The sequence below is a fragment of the Pseudorhizobium marinum genome, from assembly GCF_000705355.1.
In the GTDB taxonomy this organism is placed as follows: Bacteria; Pseudomonadota; Alphaproteobacteria; order Rhizobiales; family Rhizobiaceae; genus Neorhizobium; species Neorhizobium pelagicum.
In genome coordinates this window covers 222,284-246,592 of sequence record NZ_JMQK01000002.1, presented here as the reverse complement: position 1 = coordinate 246,592, position 24,309 = coordinate 222,284, and the positions used below count along the sequence as shown (strand labels likewise).

The 24,309-nt window shown below is 64.6% G+C and carries 25 protein-coding genes; 13 read left to right on the top strand and 12 right to left on the bottom strand.

Annotated features, from left to right (window positions below; translation table 11 throughout):
• Window position 1 precedes the first annotated feature (1 nt).
• Window positions 2-1,300, top strand: a complete 1,299-nt coding sequence (gene glcF / locus EO99_RS0103360) for a glycolate oxidase subunit GlcF (protein ID WP_029617236.1) — start codon at window positions 2-4, stop codon at window positions 1,298-1,300.
• Window positions 1,301-1,344: 44 nt separating this feature from the next.
• Here the strand turns inward: glcF and EO99_RS0103355 are convergent, their stop codons facing one another.
• The 3 genes from EO99_RS0103355 to EO99_RS0103345 form a co-directional block, all read right to left on the bottom strand.
• On the bottom strand, window positions 1,345-2,103 hold the full coding sequence (locus EO99_RS0103355) for an outer membrane protein (RefSeq protein ID WP_081851968.1): 759 nt from the start codon (window positions 2,101-2,103) through the stop codon (window positions 1,345-1,347).
• 91 nt (window positions 2,104-2,194) lie between these two features.
• Complete coding sequence (locus EO99_RS0103350) at window positions 2,195-2,881, bottom strand: L,D-transpeptidase (RefSeq protein WP_029617234.1); 687 nt, start codon at window positions 2,879-2,881, stop codon at window positions 2,195-2,197.
• Window positions 2,882-3,017: 136 nt separating this feature from the next.
• Entirely contained in the window at window positions 3,018-3,740 is a 723-nt protein-coding gene (locus EO99_RS0103345) for a L,D-transpeptidase (RefSeq protein ID WP_029617233.1), read from the bottom strand.
• A gap of 211 nt (window positions 3,741-3,951) precedes the next feature.
• On the opposite strand from EO99_RS0103345, the gene EO99_RS0103340 reads away from it, so the two are divergent.
• On the top strand, window positions 3,952-4,581 hold the full coding sequence (locus EO99_RS0103340; RefSeq protein WP_029617232.1) for a DNA-3-methyladenine glycosylase I: 630 nt from the start codon (window positions 3,952-3,954) through the stop codon (window positions 4,579-4,581).
• Here the strand turns inward: EO99_RS0103340 and EO99_RS0103335 are convergent.
• From EO99_RS0103335 to relB, 5 genes are all read right to left on the bottom strand, one after another.
• On the bottom strand, window positions 4,568-5,272 hold the full coding sequence (locus EO99_RS0103335) for an HAD family hydrolase (RefSeq protein ID WP_029617231.1): 705 nt from the start codon (window positions 5,270-5,272) through the stop codon (window positions 4,568-4,570). The two genes, EO99_RS0103340 and EO99_RS0103335, sit on opposite strands and share 14 nt — an antisense overlap.
• A 74-nt stretch (window positions 5,273-5,346) precedes the next feature.
• Window positions 5,347-5,727, bottom strand: a complete 381-nt coding sequence (copM, locus tag EO99_RS0103330) for a CopM family metallochaperone (protein ID WP_029617230.1) — start codon at window positions 5,725-5,727, stop codon at window positions 5,347-5,349.
• Window positions 5,728-6,193: 466 nt separating this feature from the next.
• The gene (locus tag EO99_RS28735; protein ID WP_029617228.1) at window positions 6,194-6,958 is read right to left on the bottom strand and encodes a hypothetical protein; all 765 of its coding nucleotides are present in this window, start codon (window positions 6,956-6,958) and stop codon (window positions 6,194-6,196) included.
• Between the two features lie 3 nt (window positions 6,959-6,961).
• A complete protein-coding gene (locus EO99_RS0103315; protein WP_029617227.1) occupies window positions 6,962-7,231 on the bottom strand; it encodes a type II toxin-antitoxin system RelE family toxin in 270 nt (89 codons plus the stop codon).
• Window positions 7,215-7,445: a type II toxin-antitoxin system RelB family antitoxin gene (relB, locus tag EO99_RS0103310; RefSeq protein WP_029617226.1), complete on the bottom strand. Its 231-nt coding sequence runs from the start codon at window positions 7,443-7,445 to the stop codon at window positions 7,215-7,217. Before relB ends, EO99_RS0103315 begins: the two co-directional genes overlap by 17 nt.
• Window positions 7,446-7,590: 145 nt before the next feature.
• Between relB and hisS the strand changes: the two genes are divergently transcribed.
• The 4 genes from hisS (at window position 7,591) to EO99_RS0103290 (ending at window position 11,703) form a co-directional block, all read left to right on the top strand.
• The gene (gene hisS / locus EO99_RS0103305) at window positions 7,591-9,117 is read left to right on the top strand and encodes a histidine--tRNA ligase (RefSeq protein WP_029617225.1); all 1,527 of its coding nucleotides are present in this window, start codon (window positions 7,591-7,593) and stop codon (window positions 9,115-9,117) included.
• Window positions 9,118-9,279: 162 nt separating this feature from the next.
• Window positions 9,280-10,401, top strand: coding sequence for an ATP phosphoribosyltransferase regulatory subunit (locus EO99_RS0103300; protein ID WP_029617224.1), 1,122 nt, complete (start codon window positions 9,280-9,282; stop codon window positions 10,399-10,401).
• The gene (hisG, locus tag EO99_RS0103295) at window positions 10,398-11,108 is read left to right on the top strand and encodes an ATP phosphoribosyltransferase (protein ID WP_029617223.1); all 711 of its coding nucleotides are present in this window, start codon (window positions 10,398-10,400) and stop codon (window positions 11,106-11,108) included. Before EO99_RS0103300 ends, hisG begins: the two co-directional genes overlap by 4 nt.
• Window positions 11,101-11,703 (top strand): class I SAM-dependent DNA methyltransferase, encoded by a 603-nt coding sequence (locus tag EO99_RS0103290; RefSeq protein WP_029617222.1) that lies wholly within the window; start codon window positions 11,101-11,103, stop codon window positions 11,701-11,703. Before hisG ends, EO99_RS0103290 begins: the two co-directional genes overlap by 8 nt.
• Before the next feature lie 82 nt (window positions 11,704-11,785).
• On the opposite strand, the gene EO99_RS0103285 is transcribed toward EO99_RS0103290, so the two are convergent.
• The 3 genes from EO99_RS0103285 to groES form a co-directional block, all read right to left on the bottom strand.
• Window positions 11,786-12,238 (bottom strand): DoxX family protein, encoded by a 453-nt coding sequence (locus tag EO99_RS0103285; RefSeq protein ID WP_029617221.1) that lies wholly within the window; start codon window positions 12,236-12,238, stop codon window positions 11,786-11,788.
• A 244-nt stretch (window positions 12,239-12,482) separates the two neighbouring features.
• Entirely contained in the window at window positions 12,483-14,126 is a 1,644-nt protein-coding gene (gene groL, locus EO99_RS0103280; protein WP_029617220.1) for a chaperonin GroEL, read from the bottom strand.
• 54 nt (window positions 14,127-14,180) lie between these two features.
• Complete coding sequence (gene groES / locus EO99_RS0103275) at window positions 14,181-14,477, bottom strand: co-chaperone GroES (protein WP_029617219.1); 297 nt, start codon at window positions 14,475-14,477, stop codon at window positions 14,181-14,183.
• Between the two features lie 255 nt (window positions 14,478-14,732).
• Here groES and EO99_RS0103265 point away from each other — a divergent pair, with 255 nt between their 5' ends.
• From EO99_RS0103265 to EO99_RS0103245, 5 genes are all read left to right on the top strand, one after another.
• The gene (locus tag EO99_RS0103265) at window positions 14,733-15,581 is read left to right on the top strand and encodes a TIGR01459 family HAD-type hydrolase (protein WP_029617218.1); all 849 of its coding nucleotides are present in this window, start codon (window positions 14,733-14,735) and stop codon (window positions 15,579-15,581) included.
• 9 nt (window positions 15,582-15,590) lie between these two features.
• On the top strand, window positions 15,591-16,571 hold the full coding sequence (locus EO99_RS0103260; RefSeq protein WP_029617217.1) for a bifunctional riboflavin kinase/FAD synthetase: 981 nt from the start codon (window positions 15,591-15,593) through the stop codon (window positions 16,569-16,571).
• 122 nt (window positions 16,572-16,693) lie between these two features.
• Window positions 16,694-16,930 carry a BrnA antitoxin family protein gene (locus EO99_RS0103255; protein ID WP_029617216.1) on the top strand — a complete coding sequence of 79 codons (237 nt, stop codon included), beginning with the start codon at window positions 16,694-16,696 and terminating at the stop codon, window positions 16,928-16,930.
• Window positions 16,931-17,177: 247 nt separating this feature from the next.
• Window positions 17,178-20,174, top strand: a complete 2,997-nt coding sequence (gene ileS, locus EO99_RS0103250) for an isoleucine--tRNA ligase (protein WP_029617215.1) — start codon at window positions 17,178-17,180, stop codon at window positions 20,172-20,174.
• Between the two features lie 139 nt (window positions 20,175-20,313).
• Window positions 20,314-20,937, top strand: coding sequence for a hypothetical protein (locus EO99_RS0103245; RefSeq protein WP_029617214.1), 624 nt, complete (start codon window positions 20,314-20,316; stop codon window positions 20,935-20,937).
• Window positions 20,938-20,949: 12 nt separating this feature from the next.
• On the opposite strand, the gene EO99_RS0103240 is transcribed toward EO99_RS0103245, so the two are convergent.
• The gene (locus EO99_RS0103240) at window positions 20,950-21,405 is read right to left on the bottom strand and encodes a nucleoside deaminase (RefSeq protein ID WP_029617213.1); all 456 of its coding nucleotides are present in this window, start codon (window positions 21,403-21,405) and stop codon (window positions 20,950-20,952) included.
• Between the two features lie 153 nt (window positions 21,406-21,558).
• On the opposite strand from EO99_RS0103240, the gene EO99_RS0103235 reads away from it, so the two are divergent.
• Complete coding sequence (locus tag EO99_RS0103235; RefSeq protein ID WP_029617212.1) at window positions 21,559-23,733, top strand: pseudouridine synthase; 2,175 nt, start codon at window positions 21,559-21,561, stop codon at window positions 23,731-23,733.
• 6 nt (window positions 23,734-23,739) lie between these two features.
• The gene (rsmD, locus tag EO99_RS0103230; protein ID WP_029617211.1) at window positions 23,740-24,300 is read left to right on the top strand and encodes a 16S rRNA (guanine(966)-N(2))-methyltransferase RsmD; all 561 of its coding nucleotides are present in this window, start codon (window positions 23,740-23,742) and stop codon (window positions 24,298-24,300) included.
• The last annotated feature ends 9 nt before the right edge of the window (window positions 24,301-24,309 follow it).

The window sequence follows — 24,309 nt, the reverse complement described above, 5'->3', positions numbered from 1 at the left end:
CGTGCAGACCAATTTCACCGCCGAGCAGTTGGCAGATCCGCATGTGGCGGAGTCCGAAAAGATCCTGCGTCGCTGCGTCCACTGCGGCTTCTGCACCGCCACCTGCCCCACCTATGTCACGCTCGGCAACGAGCTCGACAGCCCGCGGGGCCGCATCTACTTGATCAAGGACATGCTGGAGAACGACCGGGCGGCGGACGCCGAAGTCGTCACCCATATCGACCGCTGCCTCTCCTGCCTTGCCTGCGTCACCACATGCCCGTCCGGCGTCGACTACATGCATCTCGTCGATCATGCGCGGGTCCACATCGAAAAGACCTACCGGCGCCCGCCGATGGACCGCCTGATCCGGCAGGTCCTGGCAACGGTCCTTCCCTATCCCGGACGCTTTCGCCTGGCGCTGGGGCTTGCCCGCCTCGGCCGGCCGCTGGCACCGCTTTTGGGAAGGGTGGCGCCGCTGAAGCCGCTCGCGGCCATGCTGGATCTGGCACCGCAGGCTAGGCCGAAGCCGTCGACATCCGCCCGGTCCGGCAGCCGTGCGCCCGAAGGCGAGCGGCGGGGGCGGGTCGCCATCCTTTCGGGCTGCGCCCAGCCGGTTCTCGATCCCGGCATCAACGAGGCGACGATCCGTCTCCTCACGCGGCTTGGTGTCGAGGGGGTGGTGCCGCAGGGGGAGGGCTGTTGCGGCGCGCTCGTCCACCACATGGGCAAGGAGGATCAGGCACTCGCCTTCGCCCGCAGCAACATCGACGTCTGGATCCGCGAGATCGAGGCGGGTGGCCTCGACGCCATCATCATCACTGCCTCAGGCTGCGGCACGACGATCAAGGACTACGGCCACATGCTGCGGCTCGACCCGACCTACGCGGATAAGGCGGCAAAGGTCTCGGCGCTTGCCAAGGATGTGACCGAATATCTGTCGGCGCTTGAGCTACCCGAGGTAGAAAGCCGGGGCTTGGCCGTCGCCTATCACTCCGCCTGCTCCATGCAGCACGGCCAGAAGATCACCATGGCGCCGAAGGTGCTGCTCCGGAAGGCGGGCTTTACGGTGCGCGAGCCTGCGGAAGGTCACCTCTGCTGCGGTTCGGCCGGAACCTACAACATCATGCAGCCGGATATCTCGGCGGAGCTGAAGACCCGCAAGGTGAAGAATATCGAGGCAACGCGTGCCGACGTGATCGCCACCGGCAACATCGGCTGCATGACGCAGATCGGCACTGCAACCGCGCTCCCGATCGTTCACACGGTCGAACTGCTGGATTGGGCCTATGGCGGCCCGAAGCCGGCGAAGCTGGCATAGAAAAAGCCGGCGCGGACGCCGGCTTGCAATGACCTGTTCAAGTCTCAGAACTTGAACGAGACGCCGAGGTTCACGGCATTGGTGATGACCTCGGTCTTCAGCGAAGCGCCGCTGTCGATGTCGACATCGACCCAGGAGTAGTTGCCCTTGTATTCGACGAAGGCGGCCCAGCGGTCACTGATGTCGTATTTGACACCGGCCTGCGCCTGAAGGGTCGCGCCGCCGAACTGGTACTCCGAAGTCTGACCGCTCGCACGGGTCACTTCGATATGCGGCACGTTGATGCCGGCGCCGGCGCCGATATAGGGCGTGAACCGGGTGCCTTCGATCGGAAAGCGGTAGAGGGCGTTCAGCGTCAGCAGGTTGATGCCATCGGTCATCTCGAAGTGCGACCAGCCGGATTTCGCCAGCGTCTCGTCGTCGGCATAGACCTTGGCATGGCTGAAATCGAGCGAGACGCCGAGATCGGAGAGCTGTCCCTCGCCGAACCAGTAGGTGCCGCGAACACCCCAGTACGGCGGGGTCGAGAAGGACTTCCCCTCCCAGCCGGCGGAGAAGCTCGCCTGGTCGGAGACGTCGATATCGCTGTGCGGCGACGTCTGGTATCCGCCATAGGCGGAGAGTTCGAAGTAGCCGGGGCTCGCCGGCGCAACATAGGTTGTTTCGACCGGGGCAATTTCTGCCGCCACATCAGCGGCGACAGCCGGCACAGAACAGCCGGCGCCTGCAGCCAGAGCCAATACAAGTACGGGCGATCCCCGCCTGCGGGCGGGCGCCCGATCCGTTACGTCATGCGAAACCATTATCACTGCTCCGACTCGCCGAGGCACACGCCACCGTGATGCAAGCTAATCAGCTTGTACCACGATTTTGTGACGGTGGCCCGCAGCTCTGTCAGCCTCCGAAGAGTGTTCGGAAGATGTCGACGCCGCGGTCCTTGAAGGCCACATCGCCATGCTTGTTGCCGGGGCCGATGACGACCACCTTGGTGTCAACGGGTGCACGCTCGTAAAGGTGCTCCACATCCTTGTTCATCATCCGGATGCAGCCGGACGAAAGGTTGAGACCGATCGACCATGGCTGGTTGGTGCCATGGATGCGGAAGATCGTGTCGCGGCCGCCCTTGTAGAGATACATGGCACGGGCGCCGAGCGGATTGTCAGGACCGCCTTTCTGCACGGCAGGCAGGATGTGACCCCGGGCTGCTTCGCGGCGGCGCATTTCCGCCGGCGGCGTCCACGTCGGCCACTCCGCCTTGCGGCCGATCTTCACGACGCCCGACCAGCCAAAACCCTCGCGGCCGACGCCGATGCCGTAGCGCGTGGCGCGATTGCGACCTTCGACGTAGTAGAGGAACTTGTTGTCCGTATCGACGATGATCGTGCCGGGTGCCTCGTTGGTGGAGAAGCGCACCATGCGGCGCTTGTACTTTTCCGGAACCGCGCGATTGCGGACCGAAGGCGCGACGTCGCTTGCCGTCGTCTGCTGCTGTGCGGAAGCTGAGGTCTGGGCGGGCGCCTGACCCGCGGTCACTGTGATCGCCAAGCCGGCGACAGCGATGAGCAGAATTCGCAGTTTCATTTTTACCTCTGTCGGACTGAATATCGGATGGCGAGGAAGATGTTCCGGTCCCTGCGGTCCGACAAGGCGACAGCGGCCGAATCAGGGCCTGCCTGTCCAGAAACGGGCCGGATCGTGGCGATCCGGCCACATCTCCTCAGATCACGATGACCTTGGTTCCCACCTTCACCCGCTCGTAGAGGTCGACGACATCCTCGTTGCGCATGCGGATGCAGCCGGAGGACACGGCGCTGCCGATGCTCCAGGGCGCGTTGGTCCCGTGAATGCGGTAGAGCGTCGAGCCGAGGTAGAGGGCGCGGGCGCCAAGCGGGTTGGCCGGGCCGCCGTCCATGCTGGCGGGCAGGTAATGGCCCTTGGCGGCCTCGCGGGCGACCATCTCCTTGGGCGGCGTCCAGCGCGGCCACTCGGCCTTGCGACTGACCTTGTGCATGCCTGCCCATTCGAAGCCCGGTTTGCCGACCCCCACGCCGTAGCGACGGGCCTGTCCCTTGCCGGTCACCAGGTAGAGGAACCGGTTGTTGGTATCGATGATGATCGTGCCGGGGGCGTGCTCGGTGTCGTAAGCCACCGTCTGCGGCAGGAACTGCGGCTCGATCTGGTGGCGGGCCACCTCGTTGGGCCGCACCGCCGCCGGCTGCACAGTGCTGCGCGACCGCTCCCGGAAGAAGGGGCGCGGTTCGGCCGGGCGGCTTGGGTAGACCACCGGCCGTACGCCGCCGCCGCCGAGCTGCATCAGCCAGGGCGCCGTCAGGTCGGGGCTGACGATCACCGGGGGGCGTTCCCGATAACGGTCGTTTGCCTGCACCGTCGTCGACAACAGGGGGATAAGCCCGAGGGCCAGCAGAAGCATCTTGTTCATCGTTGGATCCACTCGCTACACATGCACCGATGGGGCATCGGATCTGCCCCTTTGCAGCCACGCTGCCTGCGGAAAACGAGGGAAGCGTAAACAGGTGGCGATTCAAATTGGCCGTCGGCTATAAAGCTTTCGGCAGGGTTACCGGCGCGTTTGGGAAGATGGTTGACCAGGCCTGAACGCCGCAGCCGGCGCGTTAACGATTGGGGACGAGATGGAAAAGACCGGCATCATCATCGGCGACGACGGCCAGGGGCGCTGCTTTTGGCATGGCGGGCTCGAAGACTACCGGCGTTATCACGACGAGGAATGGGGACGCCCCGTCACCGACGACTTCCGTCTTTTCGAGAAGATCTGCCTCGAAGGTTTCCAGTCCGGTCTTTCCTGGCTGACGATCCTGCGCAAGCGCGAGAATTTCCGCGCCGCCTTTGCCGGCTTCGATTTCGAGAGGGTGGCGAACTTCGGGGAGGAGGATATCGAACGACTGGTCACCGACGCCGGCATCATCCGCCACCGCGGAAAGATCGTCTCCACCATCAACAATGCCCGCCGCGCGATCGAGCTGCGCGACGAGTTCGGGTCGCTTGCAAGGTTCTTCTGGAGCTTCGAACCCGGCGCAGACGAGCGGCCGACGGTCATGGACTATGCGACGCTCTCCGCCAATCCGACGACGCCCACCTCGGTCCGATTGTCCAAGGACCTGAAGAAGCGCGGCTGGACCTTCGTCGGCCCGACCACGGTCTATGCCTTCATGCAGGCCATGGGGTTGGTCAACGACCACCTTGCCGGCTGCATCTGCCAGCCCGAGGTGGACCGTCTGCGGGCAGAGCTCATTCGCCCGTAATCGTCGCAAGCACGTCCTGCAACTGGCCGAGATGGTCGATCTGCCGGAACCGCGGCGCCTCGGTCGGCGCCTCGACGTGCTCGATCACCCAGGTCAGCGCATGCGGAATGAAGACGCCATAGCTGCCCGCGGCGATTGCCGGCACGATGTCCGATTTCAGCGAATTGCCGACCATCATCGCCCGGTCGGGTCCGTCCGCCACCCTGGAGAAGATTCGCCTGTAGGTGGTGGCGGACTTGTCGCTGACGATCTCGACCGCATCGAAGAGGTCTCCCAGGCCCGACTGCGCCAGCTTGCGCTCCTGGTCGAAGAGGTCGCCCTTCGTGATCAGCACCAGCAGGTAGGTTCCGTTCAGCGCCCGCAGGGTCTCTTCCACATGCGGCAGCGTCTCCACCGGATGGCGCAGCAACTCGCGACCGATATCCAGAATCTCGGCGATGGTCTTGGCCGGCACCTTGCCATCGGTGATCTCGATGGCGGTCTCGATCATCGACAGCGTGAACCCCTTGATGCCGAAGCCGTAGTGGGCAAGGTTGCGCTTCTCCGCCTCCAGCAGCCGCTCCGAGACGTGGCTGCCCTCGGCGTAGTCCCCCAGCAGGGCGGCAAACTGCTCTTCCGTCAGGCGATAAAACTGCTCGTTCTGCCACAGCGTGTCGTCGGCGTCGAAGCCGATGGCGGTGATCGGTCGCATTGGGTTGCCTCCTAAGAGGAAGATATGGTTCGTGAAGGCGGCCGGGCAAGCGGGTGCCTGCCCGGCCAGCTCTTTCACATGCCGCGATCCTGCAGCCACTTGCGCATTTCGGCAATCTCGGCTTCCTGCGCCTTGATCACCTCTTCGGCCAGCGCCCGCATGCCGGGATCCTTGCCATGCATCAGCTGGATGCGGGCCATGTCGATCGCGCCCTGGTGGTGGGGGATCATGCTGCGGACGAAATCGACATCGGCATCGCCGCTATAGGCGATCGCCATGTCCTTGTGCATCTTGAGGTTGGCGTCCTCGAAGGCCTTGGCAACCGGGTCGGTGGCGGCAGCAGCCATGGTATCGGCATGGCCGTGGGTGGCCGGGGCGTGTGGCTCCTGGGCCAGAACCGGCGTCGCCATCGAGAGGCCAAGAGCAAGCATGATGAATTGTGTCCTGACAGACATTGTCTGTGTCTCCAATTGAATTCCTGATTGTGTCCGTATTGCCGCGGTCAACGTCGCGGCGGAGGCTCAGGTGGTGCGGGCGCGCCCGCCGTGATCACGCAGGAGGAATGGTCGGAGGGACAGGAAAAGGACGCGGCGACCGCTACCACCTCCGGCGGTTGCGGCAGCAGCGTCAGGCAGGCGGCGCAGAAGCTTGCGGGACAGCCCTTGCCCACCGCCCCGACTTCGGCGGTCTCGGCTGCCGCCATCTCAAGATCAACGTGGTGGCCAGGGGCTACCGCAGGTGCCGCGCCCTGCGCATGGTGATGGCCAGCCGCCACTGGCTCCGGGTATGTCGACGCCACGGCGGGCATCACGCAGAAGGGGAGCCACGAGAGGAAAATCAGCAGGGCGGCAAGACGGGTCATGAGGATCGATCTGTCTGTTCGGTCTCACCTTAAGCCTTCTGCACCGGCGTTCAACTGCGCTATCGGAGCGCGCGCACCGCTGCGACATCGTGAACCACGCTGAACTGCCGGCTCTCTTCGCCAGTCGGCACCACGGGCCACGTCCATCTGGCCTGCGGCTGCGGCGCGGACACCCCGTGCAGCAGGTCCGCCGTCTCGCGGGTTTCGCCGTCGTGGCCGAGAACCGCAAAGGACACGTCGCTGAGCAGAATAGTGCTGCAGGGGAGGGCTGCCAGACCGTCCAGATGCGCCTGGATCAGCCGCGGCACCAGGCCGGGGGCGGGCACTGCCGTTTCCCTTTCCAGTCGCCGCTCGGCGCCGACGCCGATCTGCGACAAGAGGTTTGCGGAGATCACCAGGTCGAGATAGGGCACCTGCCGCAGGAAGGAGAGCGGCTCCGGCGCTCTTCCGGCGGCAGCCTCGGCAAACCCGGAGAGATCGCGGGAAATCAGCCGCACATTGCGCAGGCGGTTTGCCATGAGCCACAGCCGCACACTCGCCAGATGCACGAGATCGATCAGCACCACCGTGTCGAAGGCGTGCGAGAGCGGCTTGATCGGGACATCGCGCAACAGGCCGGACCCCAGCACCACCGCCGTCCGCCGCTGCCGCATGCCCGTGATCGTGTCGTCGATGAAGGCTTTGCAATTCTCCTCATGCGCCGACCATGCCCCGGCACATCGCCCGGCGCGCGACCAGAGGCTGACCGACGAGCCGATGAAGGGGCGAAATTCTCTGGCCGTGACGGGATAGGTCGCGGCATACTGCAGGGCTTCGGCTATCATGAACTAACGGTAGACCTCACGCCGGTGGCCGACGTCGATCACGAGCACCACGAGGCGCTGTTTCTGGAGGTCGCAGATGATGCGATAGTCGCCGACGCGGTACCGCCAGAGGTGTTTGAAACGTTCCCCCTGAAGTGCTTTGCCGAGTTGCCGCGGATCATCCAGAGGCTTCACGCGAGAGTGCAGAAAATCTCGGACACGCGCTGACTCGGCATCCCCCATTTTCTTGAGCTGTTTGATTGCTGTCGCCTGAAACTCAATCTCCCAGGCCAAGCTCGCGCTCCATCTCGTCCCAGGTATAGGTTCGCTCGCCGTTACGCAGCCGTTCCATGGCTTCCTCGGCCACTGCAAGGTCCTGCAGGTCTTCCAGGTGCTGCTCGATCACGTCGCGCAGATAGGCATCCGGCGCAGCGCCCGCTCCGGCCGCATATTCCTCGACGAGCTTCAGCATCTCATCCGGCATTTCGATCGTGACGCGCTTGTTCATGGCCAAGATCCTTTCCAAGGCCGCATATATACCATCGGCCCGGGCCGTTCGCCAGCGGCTCCGCCCTTGCCGCTCCGGCCTGCATCCTCTAAGAAACCGCACACAAATCCGGCCTCTCCGGCCGTCGGAAAACGGAATCCCGATCATGAGCGACAAGCAGAAGAAACCCCAGAAACTGAAGGCCCGCCTGCCGCGTGGCTTCGTCGATCGCTCGGCCGCCGATATCCATGCCACCAACGAGATGGTGGAGAAGATCCGCGAGGTCTACGAGCGCTACGGTTTTGACCCGGTCGAGACGCCGCTCTTCGAATATACCGACGCGCTGGGGAAATTCCTGCCCGACGCCGACCGCCCGAACGAGGGCGTCTTCTCGCTCCAGGACGACGACGACCAGTGGATGTCGCTGCGCTATGACCTGACGGCGCCGCTTGCCCGTCACGTGGCGGAGAACTTCAACGAGATCCAGCTGCCGTTCCGCACCTACCGCGCCGGCTATGTCTTCCGCAACGAAAAGCCCGGCCCCGGCCGCTTCCGCCAGTTCATGCAGTTCGACGCCGACACGGTCGGCGCCCCGGGCGTCCAGGCGGATGCCGAGATGTGCATGATGATGGCGGATACGATGGAAGCGCTCGGCATCAAGCGCGGCGACTACGTGATCCGGGTCAACAACCGCAAGGTTCTCGACGGCGTGATGGAGGCCATCGGCCTCGGCGGCGAGGAAAATGCCGGCCGCCGGCTGAACGTGCTGCGCGCCATCGACAAGCTCGATAAGTTCGGCCCGGAAGGCGTGAAGCTTCTGTTGGGTGAGGGCCGCAAGGATGAAAGCGGTGACTTCACCAAGGGGGCAGGGCTGGATGAACGCCAGATCAGTTTCATTCTCAAAGTTGTAGCAAATGAACGGTTTGTGGACGGCGAAGAGGAAGTGGCATTCAACGATGCCAATAAACAGAGCGGTGGTTTCGCCGAGGGGTTCGCAGAGCTTGATCTTATTCGCAGCCTAGTCACATCTGCCGGCTATGGCCCCGACCGCATCAAGATCGACCCCTCCGTCGTCCGCGGCCTCGAATACTACACCGGCCCCGTCTACGAAGCCGAACTGACCTTCGATGTCACCAACGAGAAGGGCGAAAAGGTCGTCTTCGGGTCCGTCGGCGGCGGTGGGCGTTATGATGGCCTCGTTTCGCGCTTCATGGGCCAGCCGGTGCCGGCCACCGGTTTCTCCATCGGCGTTTCGCGCCTGATGACGGCGCTGAAGAACCTCGGCAAGCTCGGCCAGGACGAAGTCCTCGGCCCGGTCCTCGTCACCGTCATGGACGGTGACGTCGAGAGCATGGGCCGCTACCAGCGCTTCACGCAGGCGCTGCGTAGCGAGGGCATCCGCGCCGAGATGTACCAGGGCAACTGGAAGAAGTTCGGCAACCAGCTGAAATACGCCGACCGCCGCGGCTCACCGATCGCCATCATCCAGGGCGGCGACGAGCGCGCCGAGGGTGTGGTCCAGATCAAGGACCTGATCGAGGGCAAGCGCCTCTCCGGCGAGATCGACGACAATGCCGCCTGGCGCGAGGCCCGTGTGGCGCAGGAGACGGTGGCGGAAGCCGATCTCGTCGCCAAGGTAAAGGAGATCCTGGCGGCGCAGGCGGAAGACCGGCGGCGGGCGAAGGATATTTGATCTGATGGATGCGATTCACCCCCCTCTGCCCTGCCGGGCATCTCCCCCTCAAGGGGGGAGATCGATCTGGGGCGGGCGCCGCGAACTCCCTTCGATCTCCCCCCTTGAGGGGGAGATGTCACGAAGTGACAGAGGGGGGTACTCTCCACGCTATGGTGTATCATGCCCCTGACCGACATGCCCGATTTCGCCCCCGACCTGCTCGACGAATTCTCCCGTCGCCGCACGGTCCACGTCAACACGCCCGTCATCCAGCCGGCCGAGCCGTTCCTCGACATGGCCGGCGAGGATCTGCGGCGCCGGATCTTTCTCACCGAGAGCGAGACGGGGGAAAGCCTTTGCCTGCGCCCGGAGTTCACCATTCCCGTCTGCCTGCGCCACATCGAGACGGCGACCGGCACGCCGAAGCGCTATTCCTATCTCGGCGAGGTGTTTCGCCAGCGCCGCGAGGGCTCCCACGAATTCTACCAGGCCGGCATCGAGGATCTCGGCGAGACGGATATCGCCAGCGCCGACGCGCGCCTGATCGGTGACGCGGTCGGCATTCTCGCCCGCCTCCTGCCGGGGCGCCCGCTGACGTTGACGCTCGGCGACCAGGCGGTCTTCGAGGCCGTGGTGAAGGCGCTCGGCCTGCCGCTCGGCTGGCAGAAGCGGCTGATCCATGCCTTCGGTGACATGGGTCATCTGGAAGCTTTGCTGGAACGGCTCGCCCGTCCGCAGCCGGTCACGGGTCTCGATCCGGAAATCGCCGCGCTGCTTGCCTCCGGCAACGAGGCCGAGCTCGTGGCGCAGATCGATCGCACCATGGAGACGACGGGCTATTCCACCAATGCCAGCCGCTCACCGCTCGAGATCGCCCGCCGCCTCCAGGAGAAGCTGACGCTGGCCGAGACCAGGCTCGATGGCAGCGCCCTGCTGCTGCTGCGCGAATTCCTGACCCTGAGCCTGCCGCTCTCGGAGGCCTCCGCAGCACTTGCGGGCTTTGCCGATGCGGCCTGCCTGAAGCTCGGGCCTGCGCTCGCCCAGTTCGACGCCCGTCTGGCAGCGCTCGCCAACGCCGGGCTCGATCTCTCGGCCATGACCTACCGCGCTGCCTTCGGCCGCCCGCTCGACTATTATACCGGCCTCGTCTTCGAGGTGACGGAAGCGGGCGCCTCCGCGGTGCTTGCTGGTGGCGGCCGCTTCGACCGGCTGCTGACCCTGCTCGGCGCCAAGGACCGCATCCCGGCGGTGGGCTTCGCGCTCTGGCTCGATCGCATCGAGACGGCGAGGACATTCAAATGACCATCACCATCGCACTGCCCTCCAAGGGGCGCATCAAGGACGGCACCGTCGAGATCTTCGAACGTGCCGGTCTCAGCATCGCCAGTATCGGCAATGACCGCTCCTACCGCGGCCGCGTCGAAGGCATCGATGGCATCGAGATCGCCTATCTCTCGGCTTCCGAGATCGCCCGGGAACTGGCAAGCGGCGCCGTCGATTTCGGCGTCACCGGCGAGGATCTGGTGCGCGAGGGCATGCCCGGCGTCGACGACAAGGTGGAGTTCTGCGCCCGGCTCGGCTTCGGCCAGGCCGATGTCGTGGTTGCCGTCCCGGAGATCTGGCTCGACGTCGAGACCATGGCGGATCTCGGTGACGTTGCGACCGACTTTCGCGCCCGCCACGGCCGGCGCCTGGCGATCGCCACGAAATACTGGCGCCTGACGCAGCAGTTCTTCTCGCGCCAGCACGGCATCCAGCTCTACCGCATCGTCGAAAGCCTCGGCGCCACCGAGGGCGCGCCCGCCGCCGGCCAGGCCGACATCATCGTCGACATCACCTCCACTGGCTCCACCTTGAAGGCCAACCACCTGAAGGTCCTGGGCGACGGCGTGATCCTGAAGAGCGAGGCCTGCCTCGTGCGCGCTCGCAAGCCGGCGCATGATGCCGATCCGCGGGTCGCGCAGATCATCTCCGCCGTCCAGACAGCCCTGCAGCGCGCCGATGGCTGAAGACGACAACATCATCGGTCTCTACGAGCGGCACGCGCTGGCCTTCGACGAACTGCGCGGCAAGAACCTGTTCGAGAAGCCCTGGATCGATCGCTTCGCCTCTCTCGTTCCCGCCCAGGGCATCGTCCTCGATCTCGGCTGCGGATCCGGCGAGCCGATCGCTGCCGACCTGATCCGGCGCGGGTTTCGCGTGACGGGCGTCGACAGCTCGGAAAGCCTGATTGGTCTCTGCCGGCAGCGTTTCCCGCAAGAGCAGTGGATCGTCCGCGACATGCGCAAGCTGCCGCCGGGGCGCACCTTCAACGGCATCATTGCCTGGCACAGCTTCTTCCACCTGAACCCGGCGGACCAGCGGGCGATGTTCCCCGTCTTCGCCTACCTCTCGGTACCCGGTGCGCCCTTGATGTTCACCGCCGGTCACTTCTCCGGCGTGGCCATGGGAGAATTCGGCGGCGAGCCGCTCTATCATGCCAGCCTCGACCGCGAGGATTATCTGGAGCTTCTCACCGCCAACGGCTTCCGGGTGGTCTCGCAGGTGACGCAGGACCCCGATTGCGGCGGCGCCACCGTCTGGCTGGCGCAGCGCCAGGGCTGAAACGGGAAAAAGCGCTGAAACGAGAAAGGGCGCCGGACCAGATGGCCCGGCGCCCCGTCTTGGGCAGGGAATTCAGAAAAGCTTAGGCAGCGACCGCGACCGGCTGGCGACGGGCGTCGAGCGAGTAGGCGCCGGCACCGACGGCGGCAAGCGCTAGGAAGCCACCGGCAATCGTCAGGTTCTTCATCATCATCAGGCCGTTGAAGACTGTCAGCAGGCCGTTGGCGGCTTCCGGGAAGTCAGGCACGTTGATGGGGCCCGAGTGGAAGACGAGGCCGGTGAAGACGGTGAAGGCGGCAAGCGCGATGGCGGCGATGCGGGTCTGGAAGCCGACGATGACGGCAAGACCGGCAACAAGTTCGAAGACGCCGGCCAGATAGGCAAGTGCGGTTGCAGCGGGGAAGCCCGCGCCGGCGATCATGCCGGCGGTGCCGGCCGGATCGACCAGCTTGGAATAGCCGGAGATGATGAACATGGCCGAGAGAAGAACGCGGCCGGCGAGAAGCAGAAGGTTGTTCGTGGTGGTGTTGTGCATGGGAGGTCTCCAGGAAAATCCGGTTGTCGTGAGCATTGAAATTCTGGAGACCTATGTGCCTCGTTTCGGAGATTCCTGAAAGATGAACAATCGACGACAGATCGTCTTCTAAAGCTGAACGATACTCCGGGAAGGCGCTGGCCTTGGCCTCTGTTCGGTAGGCCACCCAACAGAAAAGGGCGGCCCGAAGACCGCCCTTTCCTTAAACCTGAACCGGATGGCCCAGATGTCAGACCCGAAGGTCTTACATCATGTCCATGCCGCCCATGCCGCCCATGCCGCCAGGCATGCCGCCGCCAGCCGAATCCTTCTTCGGCAGTTCGGCGATCATGGCTTCCGTCGTGATCAGCAGCGAAGCAACCGAAGCTGCGTTCTGCAGAGCCGTGCGGACAACCTTGACCGGATCGACGATACCCATGGCGATCATGTCGCCGAATTCGCCGGTCTGAGCGTTGTAGCCGAAGTTGTCGTTGTCCTTTTCGAGGATCTTGCCGACGATGATCGAAGCTTCGTCACCGGCATTTTCTGCGATCTGGCGAACCAGCGACTGCAGGGCGCGGCGAACGATGTTGATGCCGGCTTCCTGGTCGTCGTTTGCACCCTTGGACGTGATCTTGACCGAGGAGCGCAGGAGAGCGGTACCACCGCCGGGCACGATGCCTTCCTGAACAGCAGCGCGGGTCGCGTTCAGGGCGTCGTCGATGCGGTCCTTGCGTTCCTTGACTTCGATTTCCGTCGAGCCACCAACGCGGATCACGGCAACGCCGCCAGCGAGCTTGGCAAGACGTTCCTGCAGCTTCTCGCGGTCGTAATCGGAAGAGGTTTCTTCGATCTGAGCCTTGATCTGGGCAACACGGCCTTCGATGTCGGACTTCTGGCCCGAACCGTCGACGATCGTGGTGTTTTCCTTGGTGATCGAGACCTTCTTCGAACGGCCGAGCATGTCGAGCGTGACATTCTCGAGCTTGATGCCGAGGTCTTCGGAGATGACAGTGCCGCCCGTCAGGATGGCGATGTCTTCCAGCATGGCCTTGCGGCGATCGCCGAAGCCAGGAGCCTTGACGGCAGCAATCTTCAGGCCGCCGCGCAGCTTGTTGACGACGAGCGTTGCAAGAGCTTCGCCTTCGACGTCTTCAGCGATGATGAGGAGCGGCTTGCCCGACTGAACGACGGCTTCGAGAACCGGCAGCATGGCCTGGAGGTTCGAAAGCTTCTTCTCGTGCAGGAGGATGTAGGGATCCTCGAGGTCAGCAACCATCTTTTCAGGGTTGGTGACGAAGTAGGGCGACAGGTAGCCGCGGTCGAACTGCATGCCTTCGACGACTTCGAGTTCGGTCTCGGCAGTCTTGGCTTCTTCGACGGTGATGACGCCTTCGTTGCCAACCTTCTGCATGGCTTCGGCGATGTCGCGGCCAACCTGGCTGTCGCCATTTGCCGAGATCGTGCCGACCTGTGCAACTTCTTCAGAGGTGGAGATCTTCTTGGCCTTGGCCTGGAGATCCTTCACGACTTCCGAAACGGCCAGATCGATGCCGCGCTTCAGGTCCATCGGGTTCATGCCGGCAGCAACGGCCTTGTTGCCTTCGCGAACGATGGCCTGGGCAAGAACGGTTGCGGTCGTGGTGCCGTCGCCGGCGATGTCGTTGGTCTTCGAAGCAACTTCGCGGACCATCTGGGCACCCATGTTTTCGAACTTGTCTTCGAGTTCGATTTCCTTGGCGACCGATACACCGTCCTTCGTGATGCGCGGTGCGCCGAAGGACTTGTCGATGATGACGTTACGACCCTTGGGGCCGAGCGTGACCTTCACTGCATCAGCGAGGATGTCGACGCCGCGCAGCATCTTTTCGCGCGCAGTGCGGCCGAACTTGATTTCTTTAGCTGCCATTTTAGGAGCTCCTGAATAGGGGTGTCAGCGGATGGATATGGACAAGACGGCTGTTCAGCCGATGATGCCCATGATGTCGGCTTCCTTCATGATGAGAAGGTCTTCGCCGTCGAGCTTGACTTCCGTGCCGGACCACTTGCCGAACAGAACGCGGTCGCCTGCCTTGACGTCGAGAGCAACGATGTTGCCCTTGTCGTCACGGACGCCGGTGCCGACAGCGACGATTTCGCCTTCCTGCGGCTTTTCCTTGGCGGTGTCCGGAATGATGATGCCACCCTTGGTCTTGGCTTCAGACTCAACGCGACGAACGACGACGCGGTCGTGAAGCGGACGAAAATTGGTGCTTGCCATTGTCTAATCCCTCGATCAAATGACATGGACGGATCTAAGGACCCGTGTAGGGTGTTAGCACTCTCGATAAGTGAGTGCCAACGGCGCTGAGATATGCTCGACCCGAGGCGGAGTCAAGAACGGTCTTCCGGAATCCCATCGATCGGCGAGATGGCCGTGGGGGCGGCGGCACCCTGCCGGCAGGGAATTTCCTTGCCATCGCGGATAAGCTTTGCCATGTCAGCGCCTGTCCCAGATATGAGTTCGGAAGCACGCATGGCCAAGCGCATCAGCAATCTCAGCGAAATCACCGGCAACTACGATGTCGTCCTCTCCGATGTCTGGGGCGTGCTCCACAACGGCATCGATGCCTTTTCCGGTGCCTGCACGGCGCTTGCGGATGCACGCAAGGCCGGCGTGACGGTGGTGCTGATCACCAATTCCCCACGGCCTTCACCGGGCGTCATCGACCAGCTTCGCATCCTCGGCGTGCCCGACGAGGCCTATGACCGCATCGTCACCTCCGGCGATGTCACGCGGCACCTGATTGCCGAAGGCCCCAAGAAGATATTCCTGCTCGGCCCCGAGCGCGACATGCCGCTCTTCGACGGTCTCGACGTCCAGGTTGTCGGAAAGGACGAGGCGGATGCCATCGTCTGCACCGGCTTCTTCGATGACGAGAAGGAAGTCCCTGAAGATTACCACGACATGCTGTCGGCCTTTCAGGCGCGCGATGTGCCCTTCATCTGCGCCAATCCCGACCTCGTCGTCGAGCGCGGCCACCGCATCATCCCCTGCGCCGGCGCCGTTGCCGCCTATTACGAGCAGCTGGGCGGCGCCACCCGCATCGCCGGCAAGCCGCACCGCCCGATCTACGAGGCGGCACTGGAAGCGGCCAAGGAAACCCGCGGCGACTTTGCGCGAGACCGCGTCATCGCCATCGGCGACGGCATGCCGACAGACGTGCGCGGCGCCATCTCGCAGGGCCTCGATCTCCTCTACATCAGCGCCGGCATTCACGTGCACGAGTACACGGTGAATGGCCAGATCGACGAAGCGATCATGAACGCCTGGCTGAAGAACGAAGGTGCTGCCCCCGGATGGTGGATGCCGCGGCTCGCCTAGGATCCCGCCATGACCGTGTTTCACCGCAACGAGAACAGGGAACCGCTGCCCGAGACGCTGAAGGGCGGCGTCGTCGCCATCGGTAACTTCGACGGCGTCCATCGCGGCCATCGCAGCGTCCTAGAACGCGCGCTGTCGCTTGCCGAGAGCCGCAACGTTCCGGCGCTGGTGCTGACCTTCGAGCCGCATCCGCGCACCGTCTTCCAGCCGGAACGGCCGGTCTCCCGTCTGACGCCGGCGCCACTGAAGGCCCGTCTCCTGGAGGCGATCGGCTTTCGCTGCGTCATCGAATACCCCTTCGATCGCGAGTTCTCCAACCGTTCGGCGGAAGAGTTCGTGCAGTCGGTGCTGGTCGACTGGCTGCATGCGGATGCCGTCGTCACCGGCTTCGACTTCCACTTCGGCAAGGGCCGCGAGGGCGGGCCCGCCTATCTGATGGCGGCAGGCGAGCGCCACGGCTTCACGGTCAGCCTCGTCGACGCCTTCCGTGACGAGAACGCCGACGTCATCTCCTCGAGCCGCATCCGGACGCTACTGGCCGAAGGCGACGTTGTCGCTGCCGCCGGTCTTCTCGGCTATCGCCACACGGTCGAGGCGCAGGTCATCGGCGGCGAAAAGCTTGGCCGAACGCTGGGCTACCCGACCGCCAACATGGCGCTGCCACCGGAAACGGAGCTGAAGGCCGGCATTTATGCCGTTCGCCTGCGCAGCGAGGACGGCACGATCCGCGACGGCGTCGCCAGCTACGGTCGCCGCCCGACGGTGACCGAGAACGGCGCGCCGCTCCTGGAAACCTATGTGTTCGATTTTTCCGGCGACCTCTACGGCCAGACCTGCTCGGTCTCCTTCTTCGGCTATCTGCGCGACGAGCTGAAGTTCGACGGTCTCGATCCGCTGGTCGAACAGATGAAGCGCGACGAGGAGGAGGCGAGGGCGCTCCTCGCCGGCGTCCGGCCGCTCGGCGAACTGGATGCAAAGATCGCATTCTGACGGCGGCGGCGAGCCGGGTTCGGGCAATCCGCCGGCCTCACCGCTTTGCCTTGACGCTCCCGTCGTTATGGCGCCTAGTCTCCCGCAGTCGAACGTCGACACCAACAGGAAAGACACCTCAGATGGCAAGCCCACCGCGCCGCCCCGTAAATCCGATGGAAGCCGCGGAGGCACTGTTCAAGCCGATGAAGAAGTCTGCGGCTCCCGCACAGGAACGTCGCGCGCTGCCGGAGGTCAAGGAGCTCGTCTCGATCAAGCTGGACAGCGCCGTGCTGGAACATTTCCAGAAGGATGGCGCCGGCTGGCAGGACCGCATCAATGACGCGCTGCGTGCTGTCGTGGCTGCAGAAAGCGAATAGAGGCGACCCGCTCACCTGCCGCGAGCCTCTTTCTTTTGCGGCAAAAACCCCCTAAAGAACGCGGCACAATGACCTATTCTTCGGTGGCCCGGATCATTCGAATTATCGGCCCGGCCCTCCCGGCAGCTTGAACAGCCGCGGGAAGGTCCGGGTTTTTGGCGCTGGGATGCACCCCTTGCGCGTTTGCCGCCACTCCATGACAGAAGTTTTCGCGACCACGCCGGTCGCCCTATCCGATGGTTGATCCATGACCGATACCGCAGACAAGCTCGACTACTCCAAGACCCTCTATTTGCCCGAAACCGAATTCCCGATGCGTGCCGGACTGCCGCAGAAGGAGCCGGAAATGGCGGCGAAGTGGAAGGAGATGGGTCTCTACAAGAAGCTGCGCGCCTCCGCCGCCGGCCGCGAGAAATTCGTCCTCCACGACGGCCCGCCCTATGCCAACGGCAACATCCACATCGGCCATGCGCTGAACAAGGTGCTGAAGGACGTCATCACCCGTTCCTTCCAGATGCGCGGCTATGACTCGAACTACGTGCCCGGCTGGGATTGCCACGGCCTGCCGATCGAATGGAAGATCGAGGAAAAATACCGCGAGAAGGGCAAGGACAAGAACGAGGTCCCGGTCAACGAATTCCGCCGCGAATGCCGCGAATTCGCGCAGGGCTGGATCGACATCCAGTCGGACGAATTCCGCCGTCTCGGCATCGAGGGCGATTTCGACAACCCCTATACGACCATGGCCTTCCACGCCGAAGCCCGCATCGCCGGCGAGCTCCTGAAGATCGCCAAGTCCGGCCAGCTCTACCGCGGCTCCAAGCCGATCATGTGGTCTGTCGTCGAGCGCACGGCGCTGGCCGAAGCGGAAGTGGAATATGCCGAGGTCGAGAGCGACACGATCTGGGTGAAGTTCCCGGTGGTGCGGGTGGTTGAGCCAGGCGTTGCTCTTGAAAAGGGCGAGGCCTTTCGTCAGGCCGTCATCGCGCAGAATGCTGAAGGGGGCATCCTGGGCGACCTTCAGGGTTCTTTTGTGGTGATCTGGACCACCACACCCTGGACCATTCCCGGCAATCGGGCCATCGCCTATTCCCCTCGGGTCCAGTACGCACTTTATGAGGTTACGGCCGCTGAAAACGACTTCGGCCCACGCCCTGGCGAGAAGTTGATTTTCGCTGAGAAACTGGCAGAAGATTCCTTCAAGAAGGCTAAGGTCGAATACAAGAAGCTCCGCGATGTCGCAGCCGATGAACTCGCAAAGCTTCTATGTATGCACCCGCTGCGGCAAGTAGGGGGCGGCTATGAGTTTCCGGTTCCTCTCCTCAGCGGCGATCACGTTACCGACGACGCCGGAACCGGCTTCGTTCACACCGCACCGTCCCACGGGCGTGAGGACTTCGAGGCCTGGACCGACAATGCCCGCGCGCTGGAAGCTTTGGGTATCGACACGAAGATCCCGTTCCCGGTCGACGATGCCGGCTTCTACACCGAAGACGCCCCCGGTTTCGGCCCCTCCGCAGAGGGCGGCGCCGCGCGCGTGCTCGACGACAACGGCAAGAAGGGCGACGCCAACAAGCGCGTCATGGACGCCCTGATCAAGGCCAACAACCTGTTTGCCCGCGGCCGCATCAAGCACGAATACCCGCATTCCTGGCGCTCCAAGAAGCCGGTCATCTTCCGCAACACGCCGCAATGGTTCGTCTACATGGACAAGGAGCTCGGCGACGGCACGACGCTGCGCACCCGCGCGCTGTCGGCCATCGACCAGACCCGCTTCGTCCCCGCCGGCGGTCAGAACCGTCTGCGCGCCATGATCGAGCAGCGCCCGGACTGGGTGCTGTCGCGCCAGCGCGCCTGGGGCGTGCCGATCTGCGTCTTCGCCGATGTGGACGGCAATGTGCTGCAGGACGATGCCGTCAACGCCCGCATCCTGGAGGCCTTCGAGGCCGAAGGTGCCGATGCCTGGTTCGCCGAAGGCGCCAAGGACCGCTTCCTCGGCAACGGGCATGACGGCGAAAAGTGGCAGATGGTCACCGACATCCTCGACGTCTGGTTCGACTCGGGCTCCACCCACACCTTCACGCTGGAAGACCGTCCGGACCTGAAATGGCCGGCCGACGTCTATCTCGAAGGCTCCGACCAGCACCGCGGCTGGTTCCACTCGTCGCTGCTGGAAAGCTGCGCCACCCGTGGCCGCGCGCCCTACAATGCGGTCGTCACCCATGGCTTCACCATGGCCGAGGACGGCCGCAAGATGTCGAAGTCGCTCGGCAATCAGGTCTTCCCGCAGGACGTCATGAACCAGTCCGGCGCCGATATCCTGCGCCTCTGGGTGATGAACACCGACTATTGGGAAGATCAGCGTCTCGGCAAGACGATCATCCAGACCAACATCGACAGCTACCGCAAGATCCGCAACACCGTCCGCTGGATGCTCGGCACGCTCACTCACGACCACGGCGACGAGATTGCCTATGCCGATCTGCCGGAACTCGAACGTCTGATGCTGCACCGGCTCTCCGAGCTCGATCAGTTGGTGCGCAAGGGCTACGACGAATTCGACTTCAAGCGCATCGTCCGCTCCCTGTCGGATTTCGCCAATGTCGAGCTGTCGGCCTTCTACTTCGACATCCGCAAGGATGCGCTCTACTGCGACGCGCCATCCAGCCTGAAGCGCCGCTCGGCTCTCTACGTCATCCGCAAGCTCTTCGACTGCCTGGTCCTGTGGTTTGCCCCGATGATGCCCTTCACCACGGAAGAGGCCTGGCTCTCGCGTGATCCGAACGCCGTCTCCGTCCACCTGGAGCAGTTCCCGGAAATCCCGGCGGACTGGTCCAACGACGCGGTTGCCGAAAAGTGGAGGAAGGTTCGCACCGTCCGCCGTGCCGTCACCGGCGCGCTGGAAGTGGAGCGCAAGGAGAAGCGCATCGGCTCCTCGCTGGAAGCCGCCCCCGTCGTCCATGTCGCCGATCCGGAGCTGCTGGCGGCCCTCGATGGCCTCGATTTGGCCGAGATCTGCATCACCTCCGATATCTCGGTGGTGGGGGACGAAGGTCCGGCCGATGCCTTCCGCCTCGACGATGGCACGAAGGTTGCCGTCGAACCGAAGCTTGCCGAGGGCACCAAATGCGCCCGCTCCTGGAAGATCACCAGCGATGTCGGATCCGATCCGGACTATCCGGATGTCTCCGCACGGGACGCGGCAGCGCTGAAGGAACTGGCGGCGCTCGGCCGTCTCGGCTGACGCCCCGCATCGGGCCGGATGATTGCGCTTTGGCGCGTCATCCGGTACATCTGCCCGAAATTGGCCGGATTGTTCCGTCAGGCCTTGATCGAGCGGGAATCTGAAGGCGCCGAAGTGCGGTGCTGCGGGAAGGGCTTTTATGAAGACGACGCATGGGTATCGCGCCGCTTTGAGCGTGGCCGGCATGATGGCCGGAGTGGCAATGCTCTCTGGCTGCATGGGCAGCCCGACCTATGGGACCGGCACGCCGGCCATGGAACAGTTGGGTGACGATCTGACCTCGGCCATATCGCTGGGGGGCAATGACGACAAGCCCAAGGTCGCGTACAACCCGCGCCCCAAGCTCGTGGTCGCGGGCCAGGACGGATCCCTGCCGCCGCCGCAGACCTCGCTGGCCAACCGCGAAAACAACCCCGGCTGGGTGGAATCGCCTGAGGAAACGCGCGCACGCCTGCGCCAGGAAGCCACCGACAACGAAAACAATCCCCGCTACCGTTCGCCCTTGCTCGCCGGCCGTGGCCAGGCTGGCCAGATGACGGAATCGGAAAAGTGGGAAGCGTTCCGCCAGGCCAAGCAGGCCCAGGAAACGGTTGACGTGACGGCAGGGCGCCGCTCGCTCACCGATCCGCCGACAGAATACCGCGCCGTCGATACCGCCGTTCTGAACGACCTGGGCGAGCCCGAGGTCCAGAAGGAACGCCGGCGCAAGAAGGAAGCCCAGTCCGGCAAGCAGACATCGAGCTGGTGGAAGCCCTTCCAGTAGGCTGACTGCCCTCTAGGTCGGTCGTCGCGGTCGGAAGAAGTCGGTCAGCAGTCTGGCCGCCTCCGTTTCAGCCAGTCCCGAGTAGACCTCCGGCACGTGATGACAGGTCGGCTGGTGAAAGAAGCGCACGCCGTTGTCCACGGCGCCGCCCTTGGGGTCCTCCGCCCCGTAGTAGAGCCTGCGGATGCGGGCAAAGGAGATCGCGCCCGCACACATGGTGCAGGGCTCGAGCGTGACGTAGAGATCGGCCCCGCTCAGCCGCTCCTGCCCGAGAAGTCTCGCGCCCTCGCGGATCACGGCGATCTCCGCATGGGCCGTCACGTCGTTGTCGGCACGGGTCCGGTTGCCGGAGCGGGCAATCACGGCGCCATCGACCACGAGAACGGCGCCGACCGGGATCTCCCCGCGCTCGGCGGCGCTTCGTGCCTCCCGCAATGCCTCCGCCATGAAACCGTCGCTCTTAGCCATTTTCGGCGATTCCCTCTTAACCCGGGTCCCGTGAACTGGTAGGAAGCGGACAAATCTGCGCTCCCCGATCACGGGGAAGCCTTAAGACGCACTTCAACCAATATGAATGTCCGGATCTTTTCCGTTCGACATCTCGCTTCAGGCAAACAACAAATGACACCCAAAGACAAGCCGAAGCGCGGCGGAGCCAAGCCCTTCGTACGCGAAACAAAACCCCGAGCCGAAGCCCCGTCCGGCTTTTCGGCGAAGGGCGGCGTGAAGCCGAGGAAAGGCGCAGGCGACGCCTCCGCTGCGGAAAAGCCCGCCAAGCCGATGAAGGCAGCCCCGGCGCGCGCAGCCTCCTCGACAACGGACAGCTCGGCAAAGCCGGAACGCATCTCCAAGATCCTTGCCCGCGCAGGCGTTGCCTCGCGCCGCGATATCGAGCGCATGATCATGGAAGGCCGCGTGCGGCTGAACGGTCAGGTGCTGGAAACGCCGGTGGTCAACGCCACGCTCGACGACCGCATCGAGGTCGACGGCCACCCGATCCGCGGCATCGAGCGCACGCGCCTGTGGCTCTACCACAAGCCGTCCGGCCTGGTGACGACCAACTCCGATCCGGAAGGCCGCGCCACCGTCTTCGACAATCTGCCGGAAGGCCTGCCGCGCGTCCTGTCGATCGGCCGTCTCGATATCAACACCGAGGGCCTGCTGCTTCTCACCAACGACGGCGGCCTCTCCCGCGTTCTGGAACTGCCGACCACGGGCTGGCTGCGCCGCTACCGCGTGCGCGCCTATGGCGAGATCGAGCAGGGCGATCTCGACAAGCTGAAGGAAGGCATCGCCGTCGACGGCGTCCTCTACGGCGCGATCGAGGCGACGCTGGACCGGCAGCAGGGCCACAACGTCTGGATCACCATGGGCCTGCGGGAAGGCAAGAACCGCGAGATCAAGAACGTCATGGGCGCGCTTGGCCTCGAGGTGAACCGCCTCATCCGTATTTCCTATGGTCCGTTCCAGCTCGGCGATCTTCCCGAAGGCCAGGTGGTGGAAGTGCGCGGCCGCACGCTCCGCGACCAGCTCGGTCCACGCCTGATCGAGGATTCCAAGGCCAATTTCGACGCGCCGATCTACAATGAGACCGGCAGCGAGGAGGCCTCTGCCGATCACGCCGACAAGCCGGAGAAGCGTGAAAAGGGCGGCTGGTCCAAGGAAGCCCGACCGCAGGAAGCGCGTGGCAGAGACGTGCGTCCCGACGCCCGCCGTCCGGACGCTCGGCGCGAAGAGCCAAGGCGCGACAAGGCGCCAGGCCGACCCGATACCCGACGCGACGATCGTGGCTTTGCCGGCAAGCCGGCCCGTGGCGGGGCGCGCGACGAGCGCAGCTTCGACGAGGAAAAGCCGAAGAAGCGTCCGCCAATGGGCACCACCCGCACCGCCAACGTCTGGATGGCCCCGGGCGCACGCCCGACCACCGACGCTAAGGGCAAGCGAACCTCTGCGCGTGCAGACGCCGAACGACTGTTCGAAAAGCCCAAGCCGCAGAACGATCGGCCGATCGTGGTCAATCGTGTTGCCGAGGACAGGGACTGGATCCGTGGCGAAGACGCGCCAGCGCGCGAAGAGGGCGGCAAGCGCTCCTTCGGCGACCGGCCCGACCGCGGCGGCGACCGTCCGAGAGGGGATCGTCCCCAAGGCGACCGGCCTAGAGGCGATCGTCCTCAGGGGGACCGCCCCAGGAGCGACCGTCCGACAGGTGGCCGTCCAGCAGGCGGGCGTCCGAGAAGCGACGCTGCTGGTGACCGCGGCTTTGGCGACCGGCCACGCGGCGACCGCAAGCCTCGCGAGGAGGGCGATCGCCCCCGCGCCAAGTCGTTTTCGGGTGACGCCAGATCCGAGCGTCCCCGCAGCGACCGTCCATACGGCGACCGTCCGCCTCGCGCCGAGCGCCCCTTCTCCGACAAGCCACGCGGCGAGCGCGGCGCTCGTCCCGACGGCGATCGCCCGCGCAGCGCAAGGCCTCGCAGCGATGCGCCGAGAAGCGATGGACCGCGCAGCGAGGGTGCCCCGAGCGATAGGCCGAGAAACGACAGGCCGCGCAATGACGCGCCCAGGAGCGACAGGCCGCGTGGCGAACGGCCTGCCGGGGACCGGCCCTTTGGCGACAAGCCGCGCGGCAAGCCCTTCGGCGGCAAGCCCGGCGGCAGCAAACCCTTCGGCGGCAAGCCTGCCGGTGGCAGGCCTGCTGGCAGCCGCGGCAAGCCGAGCGGCGGTGGTGGCAAGCCGGGAGGCCGTCCCCCAGGGGGGCGTCCACCTGGGGGCAAGCCCCGCACACCTCGGGGATAAGCCGCCATGCGCATTGTCGGAGGTGAATTCCGCGGCCGCACTCTGGCCGCCCCGAAATCGAACGATATCCGGCCGACCATCGACCGGACGCGCGAAAGCCTGTTCAACATCATCGGCCACGTCTATCCCGAGGCCTTGCAGCAGACGCGGGTGATCGATCTCTTCGCCGGCACCGGTGCCGTCGGCATCGAGGCGCTGTCGCGCGGATGCAAGTCGGCCCTCTTCGTGGAGAACAGCATCGAGGGCAGGGGACTGCTCTGGGAGAACATCGACGCGCTCGGGCTGCATGGCCGCGCCCGCATCCTGCGGCGCGATGCCACCAGGCTTGGCCCGGTCGGAACCATCGAGCCGTTTCAGCTGCTCTTTGCCGATCCGCCCTATGGCGCCGGCCTCGGTGAGGCCGCCCTGCTTGCGGCGCATGCCGGCCGCTGGCTGGAGCCGGGAGCCCTGGTCATCCTCGAGGAGCGCGCCGACGTGATGCCGAAGGCCGATCCGGTCTTCAAGCTTCTGGAGCAGCGCGTCTTCGGCGACACGCGCATGCATTTCCTGCGCTATCAGCCGGATTGAACGGGGCAC